Annotated in this window: 19 protein-coding genes; 8 read left to right on the forward strand and 11 right to left on the reverse strand. The window is 65.2% G+C overall.

Going from position 1 to position 18,493, the window contains the following annotated elements:
* Positions 1-54: 54 nt before the first annotated feature.
* The 3 genes from mreD to BG61_RS23885 form a co-directional block, all read right to left on the reverse strand.
* Positions 55-567, reverse strand: coding sequence for a rod shape-determining protein MreD (gene mreD / locus BG61_RS23875; protein ID WP_035933650.1), 513 nt, complete (start codon positions 565-567; stop codon positions 55-57).
* Positions 564-1,718, reverse strand: a complete 1,155-nt coding sequence (gene mreC / locus BG61_RS23880) for a rod shape-determining protein MreC (protein WP_035933646.1) — start codon at positions 1,716-1,718, stop codon at positions 564-566. Before mreC ends, mreD begins: the two co-directional genes overlap by 4 nt.
* A 194-nt stretch (positions 1,719-1,912) precedes the next feature.
* Positions 1,913-2,956 carry a rod shape-determining protein gene (locus tag BG61_RS23885; RefSeq protein WP_035933643.1) on the reverse strand — a complete coding sequence of 348 codons (1,044 nt, stop codon included), beginning with the start codon at positions 2,954-2,956 and terminating at the stop codon, positions 1,913-1,915.
* 376 nt (positions 2,957-3,332) lie between these two features.
* Between BG61_RS23885 and gatC the strand changes: the two genes are divergently transcribed.
* The 5 genes from gatC to BG61_RS23910 all read left to right on the forward strand — a co-directional run bounded on the left by gatC (position 3,333) and on the right by BG61_RS23910 (position 8,397).
* A complete protein-coding gene (gatC, locus tag BG61_RS23890; RefSeq protein WP_035933640.1) occupies positions 3,333-3,632 on the forward strand; it encodes an Asp-tRNA(Asn)/Glu-tRNA(Gln) amidotransferase subunit GatC in 300 nt (99 codons plus the stop codon).
* Positions 3,633-3,714: 82 nt separating this feature from the next.
* On the forward strand, positions 3,715-5,211 hold the full coding sequence (gene gatA, locus BG61_RS23895; protein WP_035933638.1) for an Asp-tRNA(Asn)/Glu-tRNA(Gln) amidotransferase subunit GatA: 1,497 nt from the start codon (positions 3,715-3,717) through the stop codon (positions 5,209-5,211).
* Positions 5,208-6,683, forward strand: a complete 1,476-nt coding sequence (gene gatB, locus BG61_RS23900) for an Asp-tRNA(Asn)/Glu-tRNA(Gln) amidotransferase subunit GatB (protein WP_035933636.1) — start codon at positions 5,208-5,210, stop codon at positions 6,681-6,683. Before gatA ends, gatB begins: the two co-directional genes overlap by 4 nt.
* 75 nt (positions 6,684-6,758) lie before the next feature.
* Complete coding sequence (locus BG61_RS23905) at positions 6,759-7,598, forward strand: PPK2 family polyphosphate kinase (protein WP_035933634.1); 840 nt, start codon at positions 6,759-6,761, stop codon at positions 7,596-7,598.
* A gap of 25 nt (positions 7,599-7,623) precedes the next feature.
* Positions 7,624-8,397: an exodeoxyribonuclease III gene (locus BG61_RS23910; protein WP_035933631.1), complete on the forward strand. Its 774-nt coding sequence runs from the start codon at positions 7,624-7,626 to the stop codon at positions 8,395-8,397.
* Here the strand turns inward: BG61_RS23910 and BG61_RS23915 are convergent.
* The 6 genes from BG61_RS23915 to argB all read right to left on the reverse strand — a co-directional run bounded on the left by BG61_RS23915 (position 8,394) and on the right by argB (position 14,348).
* The gene (locus tag BG61_RS23915; RefSeq protein ID WP_035933629.1) at positions 8,394-9,317 is read right to left on the reverse strand and encodes a M48 family metallopeptidase; all 924 of its coding nucleotides are present in this window, start codon (positions 9,315-9,317) and stop codon (positions 8,394-8,396) included. The genes BG61_RS23910 and BG61_RS23915 overlap by 4 nt on opposite strands.
* Entirely contained in the window at positions 9,314-10,600 is a 1,287-nt protein-coding gene (locus BG61_RS23920) for an AmpG family muropeptide MFS transporter (RefSeq protein ID WP_035933627.1), read from the reverse strand. Before BG61_RS23920 ends, BG61_RS23915 begins: the two co-directional genes overlap by 4 nt.
* Positions 10,601-10,643: 43 nt before the next feature.
* Positions 10,644-11,252, reverse strand: coding sequence for a methionine biosynthesis protein MetW (gene metW / locus BG61_RS23925; protein WP_035933625.1), 609 nt, complete (start codon positions 11,250-11,252; stop codon positions 10,644-10,646).
* Positions 11,249-12,394 (reverse strand): homoserine O-succinyltransferase MetX, encoded by a 1,146-nt coding sequence (metX, locus tag BG61_RS23930; RefSeq protein WP_035933623.1) that lies wholly within the window; start codon positions 12,392-12,394, stop codon positions 11,249-11,251. Before metX ends, metW begins: the two co-directional genes overlap by 4 nt.
* 205 nt (positions 12,395-12,599) lie before the next feature.
* Complete coding sequence (locus BG61_RS23935) at positions 12,600-13,361, reverse strand: pyrimidine 5'-nucleotidase (protein ID WP_035933621.1); 762 nt, start codon at positions 13,359-13,361, stop codon at positions 12,600-12,602.
* 87 nt (positions 13,362-13,448) lie between these two features.
* The gene (gene argB / locus BG61_RS23940) at positions 13,449-14,348 is read right to left on the reverse strand and encodes an acetylglutamate kinase (protein ID WP_035933618.1); all 900 of its coding nucleotides are present in this window, start codon (positions 14,346-14,348) and stop codon (positions 13,449-13,451) included.
* 8 nt (positions 14,349-14,356) lie between these two features.
* On the opposite strand from argB, the gene BG61_RS44100 reads away from it, so the two are divergent.
* Positions 14,357-14,698, forward strand: a complete 342-nt coding sequence (locus BG61_RS44100) for a cysteine-rich CWC family protein (RefSeq protein ID WP_232256198.1) — start codon at positions 14,357-14,359, stop codon at positions 14,696-14,698.
* A gap of 63 nt (positions 14,699-14,761) precedes the next feature.
* On the opposite strand, the gene BG61_RS42915 is transcribed toward BG61_RS44100, so the two are convergent.
* Together BG61_RS42915 and BG61_RS42125 are read right to left on the reverse strand one after the other, a co-directional pair.
* The gene (locus BG61_RS42915; protein WP_129572167.1) at positions 14,762-15,547 is read right to left on the reverse strand and encodes a hypothetical protein; all 786 of its coding nucleotides are present in this window, start codon (positions 15,545-15,547) and stop codon (positions 14,762-14,764) included.
* Positions 15,475-16,299: a tetratricopeptide repeat protein gene (locus tag BG61_RS42125; RefSeq protein WP_241486493.1), complete on the reverse strand. Its 825-nt coding sequence runs from the start codon at positions 16,297-16,299 to the stop codon at positions 15,475-15,477. Before BG61_RS42125 ends, BG61_RS42915 begins: the two co-directional genes overlap by 73 nt.
* Before the next feature lie 297 nt (positions 16,300-16,596).
* Between BG61_RS42125 and BG61_RS23955 the strand changes: the two genes are divergently transcribed.
* Both BG61_RS23955 and BG61_RS23960 read left to right on the forward strand, forming a co-directional pair.
* Positions 16,597-17,922 (forward strand): ATP-binding protein, encoded by a 1,326-nt coding sequence (locus tag BG61_RS23955; RefSeq protein WP_035933613.1) that lies wholly within the window; start codon positions 16,597-16,599, stop codon positions 17,920-17,922.
* The gene (locus BG61_RS23960; protein ID WP_035933611.1) at positions 17,919-18,461 is read left to right on the forward strand and encodes a response regulator transcription factor; all 543 of its coding nucleotides are present in this window, start codon (positions 17,919-17,921) and stop codon (positions 18,459-18,461) included. The genes BG61_RS23955 and BG61_RS23960 overlap by 4 nt, the downstream gene beginning before the upstream one ends.
* Positions 18,462-18,493: the final 32 nt, after the last annotated feature.

Consider the following 18,493-nt stretch of genomic DNA (forward strand, 5'->3'; position numbering starts at 1 on the left):
CGATTTCAGTTTAGCCGGTCGCGCGAGCGTCGGGCGGGCGGCGCGCGGCCGCATTCAGATCGGACGGGTGTCGTCGGGATCGGCTGCGCGCCGTTGCGGCATCAGCAGCAGGAAGCTCGCGAGCGGCCAGAGCAGCGCTTCGACGAATCCGTCGATCAGATAGCCCCAGCCGGGAAACGCGGCGCCCGTCAGGAGGCGGATCACGAACGGCACGATCTGCGCGCCGACCAGGAGCGGCGCGACGACGAACGTCTGCACCGGCAGCGACATCCACAGCACGCGCCGGTGAATCGTGATCGCGCCATACGACAGCAGCGTATAAGCGAGCGCGTGCTCACCGAGCAGGCTTGCGTTGTGGACGTCCATCAGCAGGCCGAGCAGGAACGCGATCCCCATTCCGACCTTGCGCGGCTGGTGGACATTCCAGAACAGCAGCACGAGCGCGACGAAATCCGGCACGCCGACGAGCCGTCCCCACGGCATCAGGTTGAGCAGAAACGCGGCGGCCAGGCTGAAGCTGATGAAATACGGATTGACCGGCTGAAGGATGTATTGCGGGCGATTCATTGCGCGACTCCGGACGCGGCCCTGGGAAGGTGCGCCTTCCTGTTCTTGTGCGGGGCCGCCGCGGAGGCGGGCTTGGCGGGCGCTGCGGCGGACGCCGCTTTCGGCGGCGTGGCCGGGCCGGCGGGAGCTGCCGGCGCGGCGGGTTTCGCGGGAGCAGCGGCAGCGGCCGCCGATGCAGTGGATGCGGCCACAGCCGCCGATGCCCCGCTTCCCGCAGCGGCTGCCGCAGCCTTCGACCCCTTGCCTTTCTTGCCCTTGTTTTCTTTCGCCTCTTTCGCGGCCGCGGCCGCCTCGGCTTCCACCGGATTCGGCGGGACGTTCACGTTGTAATGCAGCACGAGCAACTGGCGCGCGCCGCGCACCGGCGCGACCGGCTGGCAGACGACGCGCGCAAACGCCGTATCCGCCTGCTTGTCCACGCGCACGACCTTCGCCACGGCGAGCCCCGGCGGATAGATGCCGTCGAGTCCGCTCGTCACGAGTTCGTCACCGGCCTGGACGTCGGCGCTGATCGGCACGAAGCGCAGGTCGAGCGAGTCGCCCTTCGGCGTGCCGTAGATCACGCTGCGCAAGCCCGTGCGCACGATCTGAACCGGCACGGCCTGGTCCTTGTCGGTGAGCAGCGTGACTTCGGACTGGAGCGGGAACACCCGCGTCACCTGACCGATCACGCCGGCTTCGTTGACGACCGGCGCGCCGTCCTGGATGCCCTGCTGCGCGCCCTTGCCGATCACGACCTTTTGCGTGAACGGATCGCGCGTGTCGTACTGGATTTCGGCCGGCGTGGTCTGCGTCGTGGCGCGCGACTGCAGTTGCAGCAGCGCACGCAGATGCGCGTTTTCGATGCTCAACTGCTCGGCGTCGCCGGCCTTCACGGAAAGCTGGAGGTTCTTGTCGGCGAGCTTCTGGTTTTCGCTGCGCAGGTTGGCGCTCGTCACGGCGAGGTCGGCGGCGCCCATGAAGATGTCGCGCGGCACGAGCGCTGCGCGTTGCAGCGGATAAAGCCCCGCGCCCAGCACGCCGCGAACGATCTCGAGCGTGTTGAAGCGGGCGTCGGAGATGAGCAGTGCGAGTGCGAGCACCACGAAGAAGATCAGCCGCGCGAGCGCAGACGGGCCTTGCTTGAAAAGTGGCGGCGGACTGTATTCCATGGTCGGCGCCGAGGGCGTGAGCGGTTGGATCGATGCTGCAGGCCCCAGGCTTGTGGCGGGACCTGCCCTACGCTGTTTTAACAACGGCCCGGGTTGGAGCCGGGCCGTGTGTGCGTCGCGTTACGCGCGTGCTGTTTTTCTTTGCCTCGGCGGGCCTCTTTTGTGGAGCAGGGCCCGCGCGCGGTGGCCGCTCGTCACTCGTAGGAGAAGATGCTGCCGAGCTTGTCCATGCGCTCGAGCGCCATGCCCGAACCGCGCACGACGCAGGTCAGCGGATCTTCGGCGACGAGCACCGGCAGGCCGGTTTCTTCCGCGAGCAGGCGGTCGAGATCGCGCAGCAGCGCGCCGCCGCCCGTGAGCATCATGCCGCGGTCGGCGATGTCGGCGCCCAGTTCCGGCGGCGTCTGTTCGAGCGCGATTTTCACCGACGACACGATCTGGTTCAGCGGATCGGTGAGCGCTTCGAGGATTTCGTTGCTCGAGATGGTGAAGCTACGCGGAATGCCTTCCGAGAGATTGCGGCCCTTGACTTCCATCTCCTTGACTTCGGAGCCCGGGAAAGCGGAACCGATTTCCTTCTTGATGGCTTCGGCCGTCTGCTCGCCGATCAGCATGCCGTAGTTGCGGCGGATGTAGTTGACGATGGCTTCGTCGAACTTGTCGCCGCCGACGCGCACCGAGCCCTTGTACACGATGCCGCCGAGCGAGATCACGCCCACTTCGGTCGTGCCGCCGCCGATGTCGACGACCATCGAGCCCGTTGCTTCCGAAACCGGCAGGCCGGCGCCGATCGCGGCGGCCATCGGCTCTTCGATCAGGTAGACCTGCGACGCGCCGGCGCCATGCGCGGCTTCCTTGATCGCGCGGCGCTCGACTTGCGTGGAACCGCACGGCACGCAGATGATGATGCGCGGCGAAGGCGAGAACATCCGCGATTCGTGCGCAGTCTTGATGAACTGCTTGATCATCTGCTCGGTGACGGTGAAGTCGGCGATCACGCCGTCCTTCATCGGGCGGATCGCCTCGATGTTGCCCGGCACCTTGCCGAGCATCTGTTTCGCTTCCTTGCCGACTGCCTGAATCGTCTTCTTGCCGTTCGGGCCGCCTTCCTGACGGATGGATACCACTGACGGCTCGTCGAGGACGATGCCTTTGCCGCGCATGTAGATCAGCGTGTTGGCGGTACCGAGATCAATCGCCAGGTCGTTGGAAAAGTAGCTGCGCAAAAAACCGAACATTCAAAATCCTGTCTCGCTGGGAGCCGTGCCTCGCTTCGAGCGTCTGGGACGGCAGCGGAAAAAATAACAGCTTGCGGGGCGGCGAAATCGTGTCGCCGCGAAACGCACAACTGCGAAGAAATCTACCGGGAGATGCGAACCAATCATGCAAACGTTTCTCGCAAATCAGTGATCTTGGGAGAAGGCCGCTGGTAAGTCGATCCGTATTTGGGTCGAACGCGTAATGATACCTTATAATTTTGGAGTATCTATAGGAAAAGGACGGCACTTTGTGCCGGCATCAGACCCGTTTTCGAGGTCTTCTTCCAGACACGTAACTCTCTGTCGCAACGAATGTTTTCGACTTCGCGACAGTCAAGCTTTCTCCGGTGATCGAATGTCCCTGACCCTGACCGACGTAAAACGCATTGCGCACCTCGCGCGGCTCGAATTGCCCGAGCACGAGGCCGAACCGACCCTCGCGCGGCTGAACGATTTCTTCGGTCTCGTCGAGCAGATGCAGGCCGTCGATACGACCGGCATCGAGCCGCTCGCGCATCCGATCGAACAGATCGAGGAGGTCGCGTTGCGTCTGCGCGACGACGCTGTTACAGAGCAGGTAAACCGCGAAGAGTTCCAGCGCTGCGCGCCCGCCGTGCAGGAAGGGCTCTTTCTCGTGCCGAAGGTGATCGAATAAGCCCGCGGCGACGACCACAGCGCTCGCCGACAAGTCCCCGGCGCGCCGCCCGCATGGCGCCGCGCCCATCAGGAAAACAGCAATGCATCAGAAAAGTTTGACCGAGCTGCGCGCGGCGCTCGACGCGAAGGAAATCTCCGCCGTCGAACTGGCGCAGACCTATCTGCAGCGCATCGACGCGGCGAAGGACCTGAACGCCTTCATCAGCGTCGATCGCGATCTCACGCTCGCGCAGGCGAAAGCCGCCGACGCGCGCCTCGCGCAGGGCGACACGGGTCCGCTCGTCGGCCTGCCGATCGCGCACAAGGATGTGTTCGTCACGCGCGGCTGGACGTCCACGGCCGGCTCGAAAATGCTCGAAAACTACACGAGCCCGTTCGATGCCACCGTCGTCGATCGCCTGAGCCGCGCCGGCATGGTCTGCCTTGGCAAGACCAACATGGACGAATTCGCGATGGGGTCGTCGAACGAGAACTCGTACTTCGGCGCTGTGAAGAACCCGTGGGATCTGAAGGCGGTCCCGGGCGGCTCGTCGGGCGGGTCGGCCGCGGCCGTCGCCGCGCGCCTCGCGCCCGCCGCGACCGGCACGGACACGGGCGGCTCGATCCGTCAGCCGGCGTCGTTTACCGGCATCACCGGCATCAAGCCGACGTACGGCCGCGTGTCGCGCTACGGGATGATCGCGTTCGCGTCGTCGCTCGACCAGGGCGGCCCGATGGCGCAGAGCGCCGCCGACTGCGCGACGCTGCTGAACGCCATCGCCTCGTTCGACGAGCGCGACTCCACGAGCCTGCAGCGCGAGGACGAAGACTACACCCGCTACCTCGGCAAGCGCTGGTCCGGCGACGACGCCGCGAAGCCGCTCGCGGGCCTGCGCATCGGCATGCCGAAGGAGTACTTCGGCCCGGGCCTCGCCGCCGACGTGCGCGCCGCCATCGACGCCGCCCTGAAGCAATACGAGGCGCTCGGCGCGACGCTCGTCGAAGTGTCGCTGCCGAAGACCGAGCTTTCGATTCCCGTGTACTACATCATCGCGCCGGCGGAGGCGTCGTCGAACCTGTCGCGCTTCGACGGCGTGCGCTACGGCCATCGGGCGGCGCATTACACCGACCTGCTCGACATGTACAAGAAGTCGCGCGCCGAAGGCTTCGGCCCGGAGGTGAAGCGCCGGATTCTGGTCGGCGCCTACGTGCTGTCGCACGGCTACTACGACGCTTACTATCTGCAGGCGCAGAAGATCCGCCGCATCATCGCGCGCGACTTTCAGGAAGCGTTCAGCCACTGCGACGTCATCATGGGACCGGTCGCGCCGACGGTGGCGTGGAACCTCGGCGAAAAGGCCGACGACCCCGTCCAGATGTATCTCGCCGATATCTACACGCTGTCCACGAGCCTCGCGGGCCTGCCCGGCATGAGCATTCCGTGCGGTTTCGGCGCGGGCGCGAACGCGAACCGGCCGGTCGGCCTGCAGATCGTCGGCAACTATTTCAACGAAGCCCGGATGCTCCAGGTCGCCGACGCGTTCCAGCGCGCGACCGACTGGCATCGGAAAGCACCATCGGCACCGGCGGGAGTATGAGCATGCAGTGGGAAGTCGTAATCGGTCTCGAGACGCACGCGCAACTGTCGACCGTCTCAAAAATTTTCTCCGGCGCGGCCACGCAGTTCGGCGCGGCGCCGAACACGCAGGCGTGCCCCGTCGATCTGGCGTTGCCGGGTGTGCTGCCGGTGGCGAACCGCGGCGCCGTCGAGCGCGCGATCCGCTTTGGCCTCGCGATCGGCGCGCACATCGCGCCGCGCAGCATTTTCGCGCGCAAGAACTACTTTTATCCCGATCTGCCGAAGGGCTACCAGATCAGCCAGTACGAGATTCCCGTCGTGCAGGGCGGCACCGTGACGATCCAGGTGCCGGCCAGCGAGAAGACTGGCAAGGAAGCGTACGAAAAGACGATCAACCTGACGCGCGCGCACCTCGAAGAGGACGCCGGCAAGTCGCTGCACGAAGACTTCGCGGGCATGACCGGCATCGACCTGAACCGCGCGGGCACGCCGCTGCTCGAAATCGTCACCGAGCCGGAAATGCGCAGCGCGGCCGAGGCCGTTGCCTATGCGAAAACGCTTCACGCGCTCGTGGTGTGGCTCGGTATCTGCGACGGCAACATGCAGGAAGGGTCGTTCCGCTGTGACGCGAACGTGTCGGTGCGGCCCGTCGGGCAGCAGGAATTCGGCACGCGCGCGGAGATCAAGAACCTGAACTCGTTCCGCTTCCTCGAAGAAGCGATCCAGTACGAAGTGCGCCGGCAGATCGAACTGATCGAAGACGGCGGCACCGTCGTGCAGGAAACCCGCCTCTACGATCCGGACAAGCGCGAAACGCGGTCGATGCGCAGCAAGGAAGATGCGCACGATTACCGCTATTTCCCCGATCCGGACCTGATGCCGCTCGTCATCGACCAGGCGTGGATCAGCCGCGTGAAGGACGGGATGCCCGAGCTGCCCGAAGCGATGCAGGCGCGTTTCGTCGAGCAATACGGACTCACGCGCTACGACGCGGCGGGGCTCACGTCGTCGAAGGCGACGGCGGCCTATTACGAAGCCGTGGTCGCGAAGGCCGGCGCCGCGCAGGCGAAGACCGCCGCGAACTGGGTGATGGGCGACGTTTCCGCGCAGTTGAACCGCGAAGCGCTCGATATCGCGGATTCGCCGGTTTCCGCCGCGCAACTCGCGCTGATCCTGCTGCGCATCGCCGACGGCACGATTTCCAACAAGATCGCGAAGGACATCTTCCAGGCGATCTGGGACGAAAAGGCCACCGACGAAGCCGCCGCCGACCGCATCATCGAAGCGAAGGGGCTGAAGCAGATCTCGGACTCGGGCGCGCTCGAAGCGATCATCGACGAGGTGCTGGCCGCAAACCAGAAGTCCGTCGACGAGTTCCGCGCGGGCAAGGAGAAGGCGTTCAACGCGCTGATCGGCCAGGCGATGAAGGCCACCAAGGGCAAGGCGAATCCGCAGCAGGTCAACGAGCTTTTGAAGAAGAAACTATCCTGATAGCCTTCACCGGCCGGGGTTCACGGGCTGTTGCCGGTCTGGCCTGGCAACGGCCCGTTTTCATTGGAGCGCGACATGGCAAAAAAACCCGAACTCGACGATTTTCGCGTGCCTTTTTTCGATGACGGCAAGAAGCCGAAGCCGTTCGACCTGAACGCGGTCGATCCCTCCGCGAAGCCCTTCTCGCGCGGCACGAAGGAGGAAGATCGTCTGCGTTTGGGGGAGATCGGCGCACAACTCGACGAATTGCAGGAGAAGCTGCATGCGCAGCGCCGCCAGCGCGTGCTGCTCGTGTTGCAGGGCATGGACACGAGCGGCAAGGACGGCACGATCCGCGCCGTCTTTCACGAAGTCGATCCGCTCGGCCTGCGGATCGTGCCCTTCAAGGCGCCGAGCGAGCGCGAGGCCGCGCACGATTTCCTGTGGCGCATCCATGCGCAGGCGCCGATGGCGGGCGAGCTGTGCGTCTTCAATCGCAGCCATTACGAAGACGTGCTCGTGCCGCCGGTGCTGAAGCTGATCGACGACGAAGAATGCGAGCGCCGCTATCGCCACATCCGCGACTTCGAAGCGCTGCTCGCGGATACGGGAACGTCGATCATCAAGTGTTTCCTGCACATCTCGAAGGACGAGCAGCGCGAGCGCCTGCAGGCCCGCATCGACGACCCCACGAAGCACTGGAAGTTCGATGCCTCCGACCTCGAAGCGCGCAAGCAGTGGGACGACTACCAGCACGCCTATGCCGCGGCGCTCGGCGTGACGTCGACACCGTACGCGCCCTGGTACGTGATTCCCGGCAATTCGAAGACGCACCGCAACGTCATGGTCGCGGAACTGCTGCTGCGCACGCTTTCCCGCATGAACCTCGATTTTCCGCCGCCCAAGGAATCGCTGAAGGGCGTCATCGTCGAGTGAACCGTTTTCATCTCAGAGGAAGTGTATGTTTCGCGTGATTACCGCCAATTTGAACGGCATCCGTTCGGCCGCCAAGAAAGGTTTCTTCGACTGGTTCGGCAACCAGAGCGCCGATGTCGTGTGCGTGCAGGAGATCAAGTGCTCGCAGGACGACCTGACGCCCGAGTTCCTCGCGCCGCACGGTTTCCAGGGCTATTTCCAGCATGCGGTGAAGAAGGGCTACAGCGGCGCCGGCCTCTATACGCGGCATGAACCGGACGAGGTGATCATCGGCTTCGGCAGCGAAGAGTTCGATCCCGAAGGGCGGTACGTGGAAGCGCGTTTCGGGAAGCTGTCGGTGGTGTCGGTGTATGTGCCGTCCGGTTCGAGCGGCGACGAACGCCAGCAGGCGAAATACCGCTTCATGGACGAATTCATGCCGCATCTGGCGGCGCTGTCGGCGCAGCGTGAAGTCGTGCTCTGCGGCGACGTGAACATCGTTCACAAGGAAATCGACATCAAGAACTGGAAGAGCAACCAGAAGAATTCGGGGTGCCTGCCGGAAGAGCGCGAATGGCTCACGAAGCTGTTCGACGAGGTCGGCTATGTCGATGTATTCCGCACGCTGGACCAGCGGCCCGAGCAGTACACATGGTGGAGCAACCGCGGGCAGGCTTACGCGAAGAACGTCGGGTGGCGGATCGACTATCAGATCGCGACGCCCGACGTCGCGTCGACGGCGAAGGCGACGTCGATTTACCGCGACGAGAAGTTCAGCGACCACGCTCCGCTGACCGTCGACTACGCCTGGAAGATCTAGCGCCCGCTCTTCTTGAACCGCCCCATGCCCGCGTAATAAGGCAACTGGTCGACCGTCTTGCCGATTGCCTTCGCATAGAGCGGCATCATGTCCGGCATGCGCTTGAGCAGGTCCTGCCTGCGGGCGGGCCCGTAGGGATGCATCCAGATGAAGCCGTTGTCCATGCGGCGGGTCGCGGTATCGATCTTGTTCCACAGCGTGACGGCCGCGCGCGGATCGTAGCCCGCCCGCGATGCGATTTCGCTGCCGATCACGTCGGCCTCGGTCTCGTCGGCAGGCGAATAGCGCATTGCGAGCAACTGCTCGCCGATGCCGAGCGGCGTCGAGCCCATGTCGGCGAAACCGAACAGTTGCGGAATCGTGCCCGCACTCAGCTGCGCCGCCTGCTGACGGCCGAGCCGCTCGCGCGAATGCTCGCGCAGCGCGTGCGCGATCTCGTGGCCCGCCATCATGCCGAGTTCGTTGTCGTTCAGACGCAGCTTGTCGATCAGCCCGCTGTAAATCACGATCTTGCCGCCCGGCAGGCAATACATGCGGATCTCGTTCGATTTCACGACGTTGATCTGCCACTTCCAGTTCTTCGAGCGGTCATTCCACTTCAGTGCGAACGGAATCTCGCGATTGATGATCTCGCGCGCGCGCTTGACGAGCGCGTTGTCGTCGCCGAGCAGGCGCTTGCCATGCTCCGCCTCGCGCAGGATTTGCGCGTATTCGTCGGCGGCCTGCTGCTCGAGCGTCGCGGATGGAATCAGATTGCGGAACAGGGCCGCGTTGCCGAAGCGGATCTGGCTGTTCGGCGCGGTGTAGGGCGGCGGGACGCGCTGGGCGTCCTGCGCGTCGGGCGCATCGGCTGCGAAGGATACGGAGGACGTGATCGTCAGCGCGCAGAGAAAGGCGCGCAGCGGGTCGTGCACCGTCATCGTTGAGTTCTCCAGGGCGCGATCTTCGGCAACAGTAACATGCCGGGAATCGACAGCGCGGTGCAGATCATGAAGTACTCGAACCAGCCGGTTTGCGACACGATGAAGCCGCTCGACGCCGATGCCAGCGTGCGCGGCACCGAAGCGAGGCTCGTGAAAAGGGCGAACTGCGTCGCGGTGTAGCGCGGGTCGGTCGTGCTCGCGATGTAGGCGATGAACGCGGCCGTCGTGAGGCCGGTCGCGAAGGTCTCGAAGCCGTACAGCGCGCCGAGCGCAAGCGGCGACGGCCCGAGTTTCGCAAGCCACGCGAAGCCGAGCGTGGACACGATCTGCAGCACGCCGAAAATCCACAATCCGCGCGCGATGCCGATCTTCACCAGCCACACTCCGCCGATGATCCCGCCCGCGAGACTCGCCCAGAACGCCACCGTCTTCGCGATCACGCCGATCTGCGTCATGTTGAAGCCGATGTCGAGGAAGAACGACGTCGACAGCGTGGTGGCCATGACGTCGCCGAGCTTGTACAGGAAGATGAAGCCGAGCACGAGGAGCGCCGTGCGCCAGCCGTCGCGCATGATGAACTCGTGAAACGGCTCCACGATCGCTTCGCGCAGGTTCTTCGGCGGCGCGCCGTGCACCTCCGGCTCCTTCACGACGAGCGTCATCACCATGCCCGGCAGCATGAACGCCGCGGTCACGATGAACACGGTGGTCCACGGCAGGTGGTCGGCGAGGATCAGCGCGAGCGAGCCGGGAATCAGCGCCGCGACCTTGTACGCGTTCACGTGGACCGCGTTGCCGAGACCCTGCTCGACATCGGCCAGCAGCTCGCGGCGGTAGGCATCGATCGCGATGTCCTGGCTCGCCCCGAAGAACGCGACGAGCGAGGTGAGCGCGGCCACCGTCCAGATTTCCTTGCCCGGCGACACGAAGCCGAGCGTGCCGATCGCGATCGCCACGAGTACCTGCGTGACGAACATCCAGCCGCGCCGCCTGCCGGGCCGCCAGCCGGGCAGGCGCGGCACGTAGCGGTCCATCAGCGGCGCCCAGACGAATTTCCACGTGTAGGGGAACTGGATCAGCGCGAACAGGCCGATTTCCTTCAGGTTCACGCCTTCGGTGCGCAGCCACGCCTGCACCAGATAGACGAGCGTGAAGAGCGGCAGCCCGGAAGTGAAGCCGAGAAAGACGCAAATCAGGATGCGCGCGTTCAGGAACGCGCGCCAGCCGGGATGAACTTCGTGAGCAGTAAGAGCGGGCGCCTCGTGTGGCGAGTTGGACATGACGATGGAGGCAATGCGGTTGTCGATGCGCGAATGGGCCGAGCTAGCCGCGCTTCACGCGATAGACCGCAAGACTACCACGCCAGTTCGCACCCCAACGGATCGACTGCCCGCCGTGCAGCACCACGCGGTCGAGAATTTCGATGCCGACTTCGGGCGCGAGCGCCTCGAAGTCCCTGATGGTCAGCACCCGCACGTTCGGCGTGTTGTGCCACTGATAAGGCAGCGCTTTCGACACCGGCATGCGTCCCTGAATCACGGCGAGCCGGTGCGGCCAGTACCCGAAGTTCGGAAACGACACGATGCATTCGCGCCCGACGCGCACGGTTTCGCGCAGGATCGCGGCGGTCTGATGAATGGTCTGCAGCGTCTGCGACAGGATCGCGAAGTCGAAGCTGTCGTCTTCGAACAGGCGCAGGCCGTCTTCCAGATTCTGCTGGATCACGTTCACGCCCTTTTGCGCGCAGGCGAGCACGCCCGCGTCGTTGATTTCGATGCCGAAGCCGTTCACGTCGAGTTCTTCGCCGAGCAGGGACAGGAGCGAGCCGTCGCCGCAGCCCAGATCGAGGACGGTCGCGCGCGGCTCCACCCAGCGCGCGATCGCGCGGAAGTCGGAGCGCAGCGCGAGGGAGTCGAGTGTGTTCTGGTTCATGCGCCCACCTCGGCGGCAATGCGTTCGTAATAGGCGCGCATCAGGTTGTGATAGCGCGCGTCGTCGAGCAGGAAGGCGTCGTGGCCGTGCGGCGCGTCGATTTCGGCGTAGCTCACGGTGCGCTTGTGATCGAGCAGCGCCTTCACGAGTTCGCGCGAGCGCGCGGGCGCAAAGCGCCAGTCGGTCGAGAAGCTCGCGATCAGGTATTTCGCCGTCGTGTGCGCGAGCGCTTTCGTGAGATCGCCTTCGTAAGCCTTGGCCGGATCGAAGTAGTCGAGCGCGCGCGTGATGAGCAGATACGTGTTGGCGTCGAAGTATTCCGCGAACTTGTCGGCCTGATAGCGCAGGTACGACTCCACTTCGAACTCGACGTCGAAGTTGAAGTTGTACGCATCGAGCGCGCCTTCCGCGCGGCGCAGCGCGCGGCCGAACTTGACGGCCATGTCGTCGTCCGACAGATACGTGATGTGCCCGATCATGCGCGCGACCCGCAAGCCACGGCGCGGCTTCACGCCGTGCGCGTAGTAGTCGCCGCCGTGGAAGTCCGGGTCGGACAGGATGGCCGAGCGCGCCGTCTCGTTGAACGCGATGTTCTGCGCCGAGAGCTTCGGCGTCGAAGCGATCACGATGCAGTGGCCGAGGCGATCCGGATACATCATGCTCCACGCGAGCGCCTGCATGCCGCCGAGACTGCCGCCCATCACGGCCGCGAAGCGCTCGATGCCGAATTCGTCGGCGACGCGCGCCTGCGCATGCACCCAGTCCTCGACCGTCACGACGGGAAAGCTCGCGCCGTAGGGCCTGCCGGTCGATGCATCGATGCTCATCGGCCCGGTCGAACCGAAGCACGAGCCGAGATTGTTCACGCCGATCACGAAGAAGCGGTTGGTGTCGAGCGGCTTGCCGGGGCCGACCATGTTGTCCCACCAGCCGACGTCCTTGGGGTTGTCGGCGTAGACGCCCGCTACGTGGTGCGACGCATTGAGCGCATGGCAGACCAGCACCGCGTTCGAGCGCGCGGCGTTCAGTTCGCCATAGGTTTCGACGACGAGATCGTAATTGCCGAGCAGACTGCCGTTCTGCATGCGCAGCGGCTCGGTGAAATGCATCTTCCGGGGAGTGACGATACCGATCGATTCCATTCATTCCGCCTTGAGTGACAGGGCGGCTAAACGGTCGGCGAAGCGCGGGAGGATGATGCGCGGCTGACGACCTCTTTAGCCGCATTTATAGTGAACCCGGCGAAGGGTTCGCGCGCCCGCAATCGAGTCAGCAAATCGGCGCGTGGTACAAATCGAGATAGCGAGGAAGTATAGCGGAAAACCGGCGACGTGCCCGTGCGAAGGGTCACGCGCCCGCGCCGGTGTGCTGCGGGCTGAAAAAGCCGAGCGTCAGCGAGCGCAGCGTCCGGACCCTGCGGTCCACGTAATGCGGCCGGCCCGTTCCCGGGCGGCGCTTCGACACCTCGCCGCTCGCGTCGCGCACGTTCGGCAGATGCCCGACGATCCACACCGTGCGGATGCCGAGCCGCTTGTAGCGCTTGAGATGCCCGCGCGTATCCTCGACGAGGATCGCGTCCGCGAGCCGCACGCCGGCGCGGCGCATCGCGCGCCGCAGCATCCGCGCGTCGGGCTTGGCGCGCCAATTGTCGCGATCGCGCATGTCCTCGATGGCGATCACGCGCTCGAACAGCCTGCCGATGCCGAGTTCCGCCATCACGGCGCGGGCGTAGAGCGTCGGCCCGTTCGTCAGCACGATCTTGCGCCCGGGCAGCGCGCGCAGCATCCGCGCGAGGCCGCGTTCCGCGCGCAGCATCGATTTCAGATCGGAGAACGTATGCACCGCGCGCAGGAAATCGGCGGGATCGATGCCGTGGTGGCGCACGAGGCCGAGCAGCGTCGCGCCATAGCGATGGGTATAGCCGACGCGCAGCCGGTTCGCTTCATCGATATCGACGCCGAGCGTATCGATGATGTATTGCGTCATCGCCTTGTTGATCGCCGGAAAGATCTCGTGCGACGCGTGATGGAGCGTGTTGTCGAGGTCGAAGAGCCACACGGGGCCGCGTTGCTTGACGCGCCGTCGGCGCAAAGTGCGAGTGGGATTCATGCGCGAAGGCTTTTCGCCGGGGGGAGCGTGCCGGCGCAACGGACGTCGCGCCTGGCCGTGGACAACAGGATATGCGGGAAACCGCGCTCAGTGCGAGCGGATCATCGTGCCGAACGGCTGTTCGGTCAGGATTTCGAGCAGCACGGAATGTTCGATCCGGCCGTCGATGATGTGGACCGAACGCACGCCGCTCTTCGCCGCATCGAGTGCCGACGAGATCTTCGGCAGCATGCCGCCGGAGATGGTGCCGTCGGCGAAAAGAGCGTCGATTTCGCGCGCGGAGAGGTCGGTGAGCAGATTGCCTGCCTTGTCCATCACGCCCGGGATGTTCGTCATCATGACGAGCTTCTCGGCGTTGAGCACCACCGCCAGCTTGCCCGCGACCAGGTCCGCGTTGATGTTGTACGACAGGCCGTCTTCGCCGAAGCCGATCGGCGAGATGACCGGGATGAACGCATCGTCCTGAAGCGCCTTCACGACGGCCGGGTTGATCGCCTCGACCTCGCCCACCTGGCCGATATCGATGAACTGGCCCGGATTGTCACGATCGGGCATCTGCAGCTTACGCGCGTGGATGAGCCCGCCGTCCTTGCCCGTCAGGCCAACCGCATGGCCGCCGAAGTGGTTGATCAGCGTAACGATGTCCTGCTGCACTTCACCGCCGAGCACCCATTCGACGACTTCCATCGTCTCTTCATCGGTCACGCGCATGCCCTGGATGAACGTGCCCTGCTTGCCGATCTTCTTGAGCGCCTGATCGATCTGCGGGCCGCCGCCGTGGACGATCACCGGGTTGATGCCGACCAGCTTCAGCAGGATCACGTCGCGCGCGAAACCCTGCTTGAGGCGCTCTTCGGTCATCGCGTTGCCGCCGTACTTGATCACGATCGTCTTGCCGTGATACTGGCGGATGTAGGGCAGCGCCTCGGCCAGGATTTCGGCTTTCAGGGTCGGCGCGATCTGCGTAAGGTCGGGGAGCTCGGACATGGCGGCGAATGGGCGATGAGCGGTTTAAACAGGGCGAATTGTACAGGACTGACGCAGCGCAGCAGCGCGTTTTGCCGGTGCCGTTGCAGGATGGCGTGGGCGTGGGATCATGGTCGGTATTTCCACTGGAGAACGTCATGGCCGCAACGCCGGAACGCAAGGAGGATGCCGGGGCGCGGACCTGTCCGCGCTGCGGCACGCCGTTTCGCTGCGGCGCGCTGGCGGGCGATGCGCGTTGCTGGTGCGCTTCGCTGCCCGCGCTGCCGGTCGAACGGCTGGATGCGGCGAGCGGGTGTCTTTGCGCGGCATGTCTCGAAGCCGACATCCGGCGTACGGAAGAAGGCGCGTAAGCATAAAAATGGCGCAAAAAACGGCGATCTCGAACGGAGATCGCCGTTTTTCGAGGCGGCGGGCTATTCGGCGAATTTCTTCGCCGTGCGCGGCCTGGGCGCTGCGGCGCTGGCGTGCTTCGCCGCGAGTGCGCTCAGGTCGTCCGTGAGCGCTTCGAACACCGGTTCCCACCGCGCGAAATCCTTTTGCCGGTACAGCACGACGGTCGGATACCACGGGCTGTCCGCGCGCTCCAGTTGCCAGACCCAGTGCGGATTGACGTCGAGCAGCACCCAGGTCGGTTTTCCGAGCGTCGCCGCGAGGTGCGCCATGCTCGTGCATACGGTGATGACGAGATCGAGCAAATCGATGAAAGCGGCAGTGTCGTCGAAATTTTCGAACTGGCCGGTGTGATCGGTAATGTCGAAACCGCTTGCCTTCGCGGCCGCGACGTCGTTTTCCGCGCCCTTTTGCAGCGAAAAGAACGCGACGTTGTCGAGCGCGCCGAACGGCTTTGCGTACCGGTCGATTCCCACGCTGCGAAAGAGGTTGCGCTGATGCGTCACGCCGCCGCTCCACACGAGGCCGACGCGCAGGTGCTTTCCGGCCTGCGACTGGGCGCGCCATTGCGCCGCGCGCTCGACGTCGGCGGTGAGGTAGGAACGCTTGGCGGGGATCGAGTCGTCGTCGATATTGAAGTGAAGCGGCAGGCTCAGCAGCGGAAAGTGGAAATCGAAGGGCGGCAGCTCGGCGTCATGCGCAATGCATTCGACGTTCTTCGGTGCCATCCGCGCCATCAGCGGATGGAGCGCCCTGAACGCCGCCCACACGAGCTTGCCGCCTTGCGCATGGACCTGTTTCGCGAGCATCGGTACGAAGCGGCAGAACTGCAGCGCGTCGCCGAAACCCTGCTCGCCCCACAGCAGCAGCGTCTTGCCGCGCAGCGCCTCGCCGTTCCAGCGCGGCACCGGCAGGTTCGGCTGCGCGTTCGCGAGTTCCGACGACCCTCCCAGCGTGCTTCGAAACCGGCCCAGCCGCGCGTGTAGTTGCGCTGAAGCAGATCGAGGAGCGACTGGTTGAAAGGAAAACGCGGCGCGTGCGGCGAGGCTTCGGCCGCGGCGGTGGCCGCACCGGTTGCGGCGTCCCAGCGTTGCGCCTCCTTCAGCGCGAGACTGTAATTCGACTGCGCGAGCGCGTTCGACGGATCGATCTGCACTGCGCGCTCGCCTGCCGCGATGGCGCGCGCGAGGTCGAGGCGGCGCGGGTAGATGCGCGAAAGGTTCGTCCACGCCTCGATGTCGCCGGCGTTCACCGCGACGGCTTCTTCCAGCAGCGCGAGCGCTTCGTCGTCGTGGCCGGTGATTTCCAGCGCGACCGCGAGATTGTTGCGCAGCGTGGGCACCGCCTTGTCGAGGGCATAGGCGCGCCGGTAAAGCGGGATCGCTTCGGCGTGACGCCCCGCGAGTTGCAGCGCGTAGCCGAGATGCCCGAGCGCGCGCGCATGCTGCGGCTCGCGCTCGACGAGATTCGCCGCGAGCGCGATTGCTTCGCCGATGGCGCCGCGCCTGAGCATCGCGTCGATCAGTTGCAGGCTCGCCTCGACGAGTCCCGGCTCCAGCATCAGCGCGGCCTGCAGCCAGACGGCCTGTTCCGCCGGGAGCCCGCGCGCGGCGGCGCTTTGCGCATTGCTCAAATAGGCCGGCAATACGCGCGAGATAATGTCGCTTCGAGCGGCGGGACGGACGGCGGGCGCACCGGGCGCCACGGGCGCAGGACGGCGAGATTTAGGGCTGCGAGTCATTTCGTGATGTTGGCGGGCGGGCCGCTCGAAGTTTTCAAAAGTTAACTTTCGATGGTGAAACAAACCGCCCGCCCCTAACCATTAGACTATTCCGAAATAGAGCAGGATCTCATCCAGATGCATCGCATAACGAACACCGGGCGGGTCAATCTCGGACATCTTTTCTGGCTGCGCAGCCTGGCGATCATCGGCCAGCTGGTGACGATCGCCGTGGTGCAGATCTTTTACGGCGCGAATCTCCCGATTCCCGCGATGCTGCTCGTGATCGGGCTCGAGGTGATCTTCAATGCGATGACGTGGCTGCGTGTCGCGCGCGAGCGGCCCGAGACGAACCTCGAGTTGTTCGGGCAACTGTGGGTCGATCTGGGCGCGCTGTCGGCGCTGCTTTTCCTGTCGGGTGGCGCGACCAATCCGTTCGTCACGCTCTACATTCCGTCGCTCGCGATTGCCGCGGCCGTGCTTCCGTGGACCATGATGGCCTGGCTCGCTGCATTCGCGGTGGCCTGCTACGCGCTCCTCAGCTACAACTACGTGCCGCTCAACATGGAGAACCCGGCGAACCTGTTCGAATACTTTCGCATGGGGCTGTGGGTCAACTTCATGGTGAGCGTCGGGCTGATCGGCTGGTTCGTGGCGCGCATGTCGCGGGCGCTGCGCCTGCGTGACGCCGAGCTCGCCGACGCCCAGCAGCGCCTTTTGCGCGACGAGCGCGCCGTCGCGCTGGGCGTGCAGGCGGCCACCGTCGCGCATGAAATCGGCACGCCGCTTTCGACCATCGCGATGCTGAGCGAGGAGTTGCGCGACGCCGCCTCGAGCGACCGGAACCTCGCGCCCTACGCCGCCGACCTCGAACTGCTCGAACAACAGATGACGCTCTGCACGTCGGCGCTCGCGCGCCTGCGCAGCCGCGCGACCGGGCCGTCGAACCGCCAGCCGCTCGGCGAATGGTTGGAGAGCTTTGCCGAGCAATGGCGGCTGCGCCACCCGCATGTGCGTTTCCAGCGGCTCGGCGATGTGCCCGAGGGCGTCTGGATCGACGACACGGTTGCCGTCGGCCAGATTCTGACCATTCTGCTGGATAATGCGGCCCGTGCGAGCAGCGATTCGGTCACGCTCGAAACATCGGCGGCGCGCGTGGCGGGCGAGCCGCTCATCCAGTTCGATATCTGCGACCGGGGCCCGGGCATTCCGCCCGCGCTGCGCGGCTCGCTCGGCGCAATGCCCGTCGACAGCACGCAGGGCGGCCATGGCGTCGGCCTGTATCTGGCGTTTTCGGCGGCGGCGCGGCTCGGCGGATCGATCGAACTCGCGGCGGCGAAACCGCGCGGCACGCACGCCGTGCTGCGCCTGCCCGACAAGGGCGCAGCCGGCACGAATGCACGAGCAGCAAGGACGGAGCGCGGCGGCGACGCGGCGTCCGCTACCACGGAGAAAAAAGCATGACCGACATGAACTTTCTGATCATCGATGACGACGAGGTCTTCTCGGGGATACTGGCACGCGGCCTGTCGCGGCGCGGCTATACGCCGCATCAGGCGCACGACGCGCAAGAAGCGCTGAAGCTCGCGAACATGCACAAGTTCGGCCAGATCACGGTGGACCTGCATCTCGGCAACGACTCGGGGCTCACGCTCGTCGCGCCGCTGCGCGATCTGCAGCCCGACGCGCGCATTCTCGTGCTGACGGGCTACGCGAGCATCGCGACGGCGGTGCAGGCGGTGAAGGACGGCGCGGACAACTATCTGGCGAAGCCCGCCAACGTCGAGACGATCCTCTCCGCGCTGCAGGAGCAGGCAAGCGAGCAGACCGCCGAGGAAGCGATCGAGCACCCGACGCTCCTCTCCGTCGCGCGGCTGGAGTGGGAGCATATCCAGCGCGTGCTCGCCGAGAACAACGGCAACATTTCCGCGACGGCGCGTGCGCTCAACATGCATCGGCGGACATTGCAGCGCAAGCTGGCGAAAAAACCGGTCCGGCAATAAAAAAGGGCGGCTCGCGCGAGCCGCCCTTCTTG

The sequence above is a fragment of the Caballeronia glathei genome (assembly GCF_000698595.1).
Lineage (GTDB): Bacteria > Pseudomonadota > Gammaproteobacteria > Burkholderiales > Burkholderiaceae > Caballeronia > Caballeronia glathei.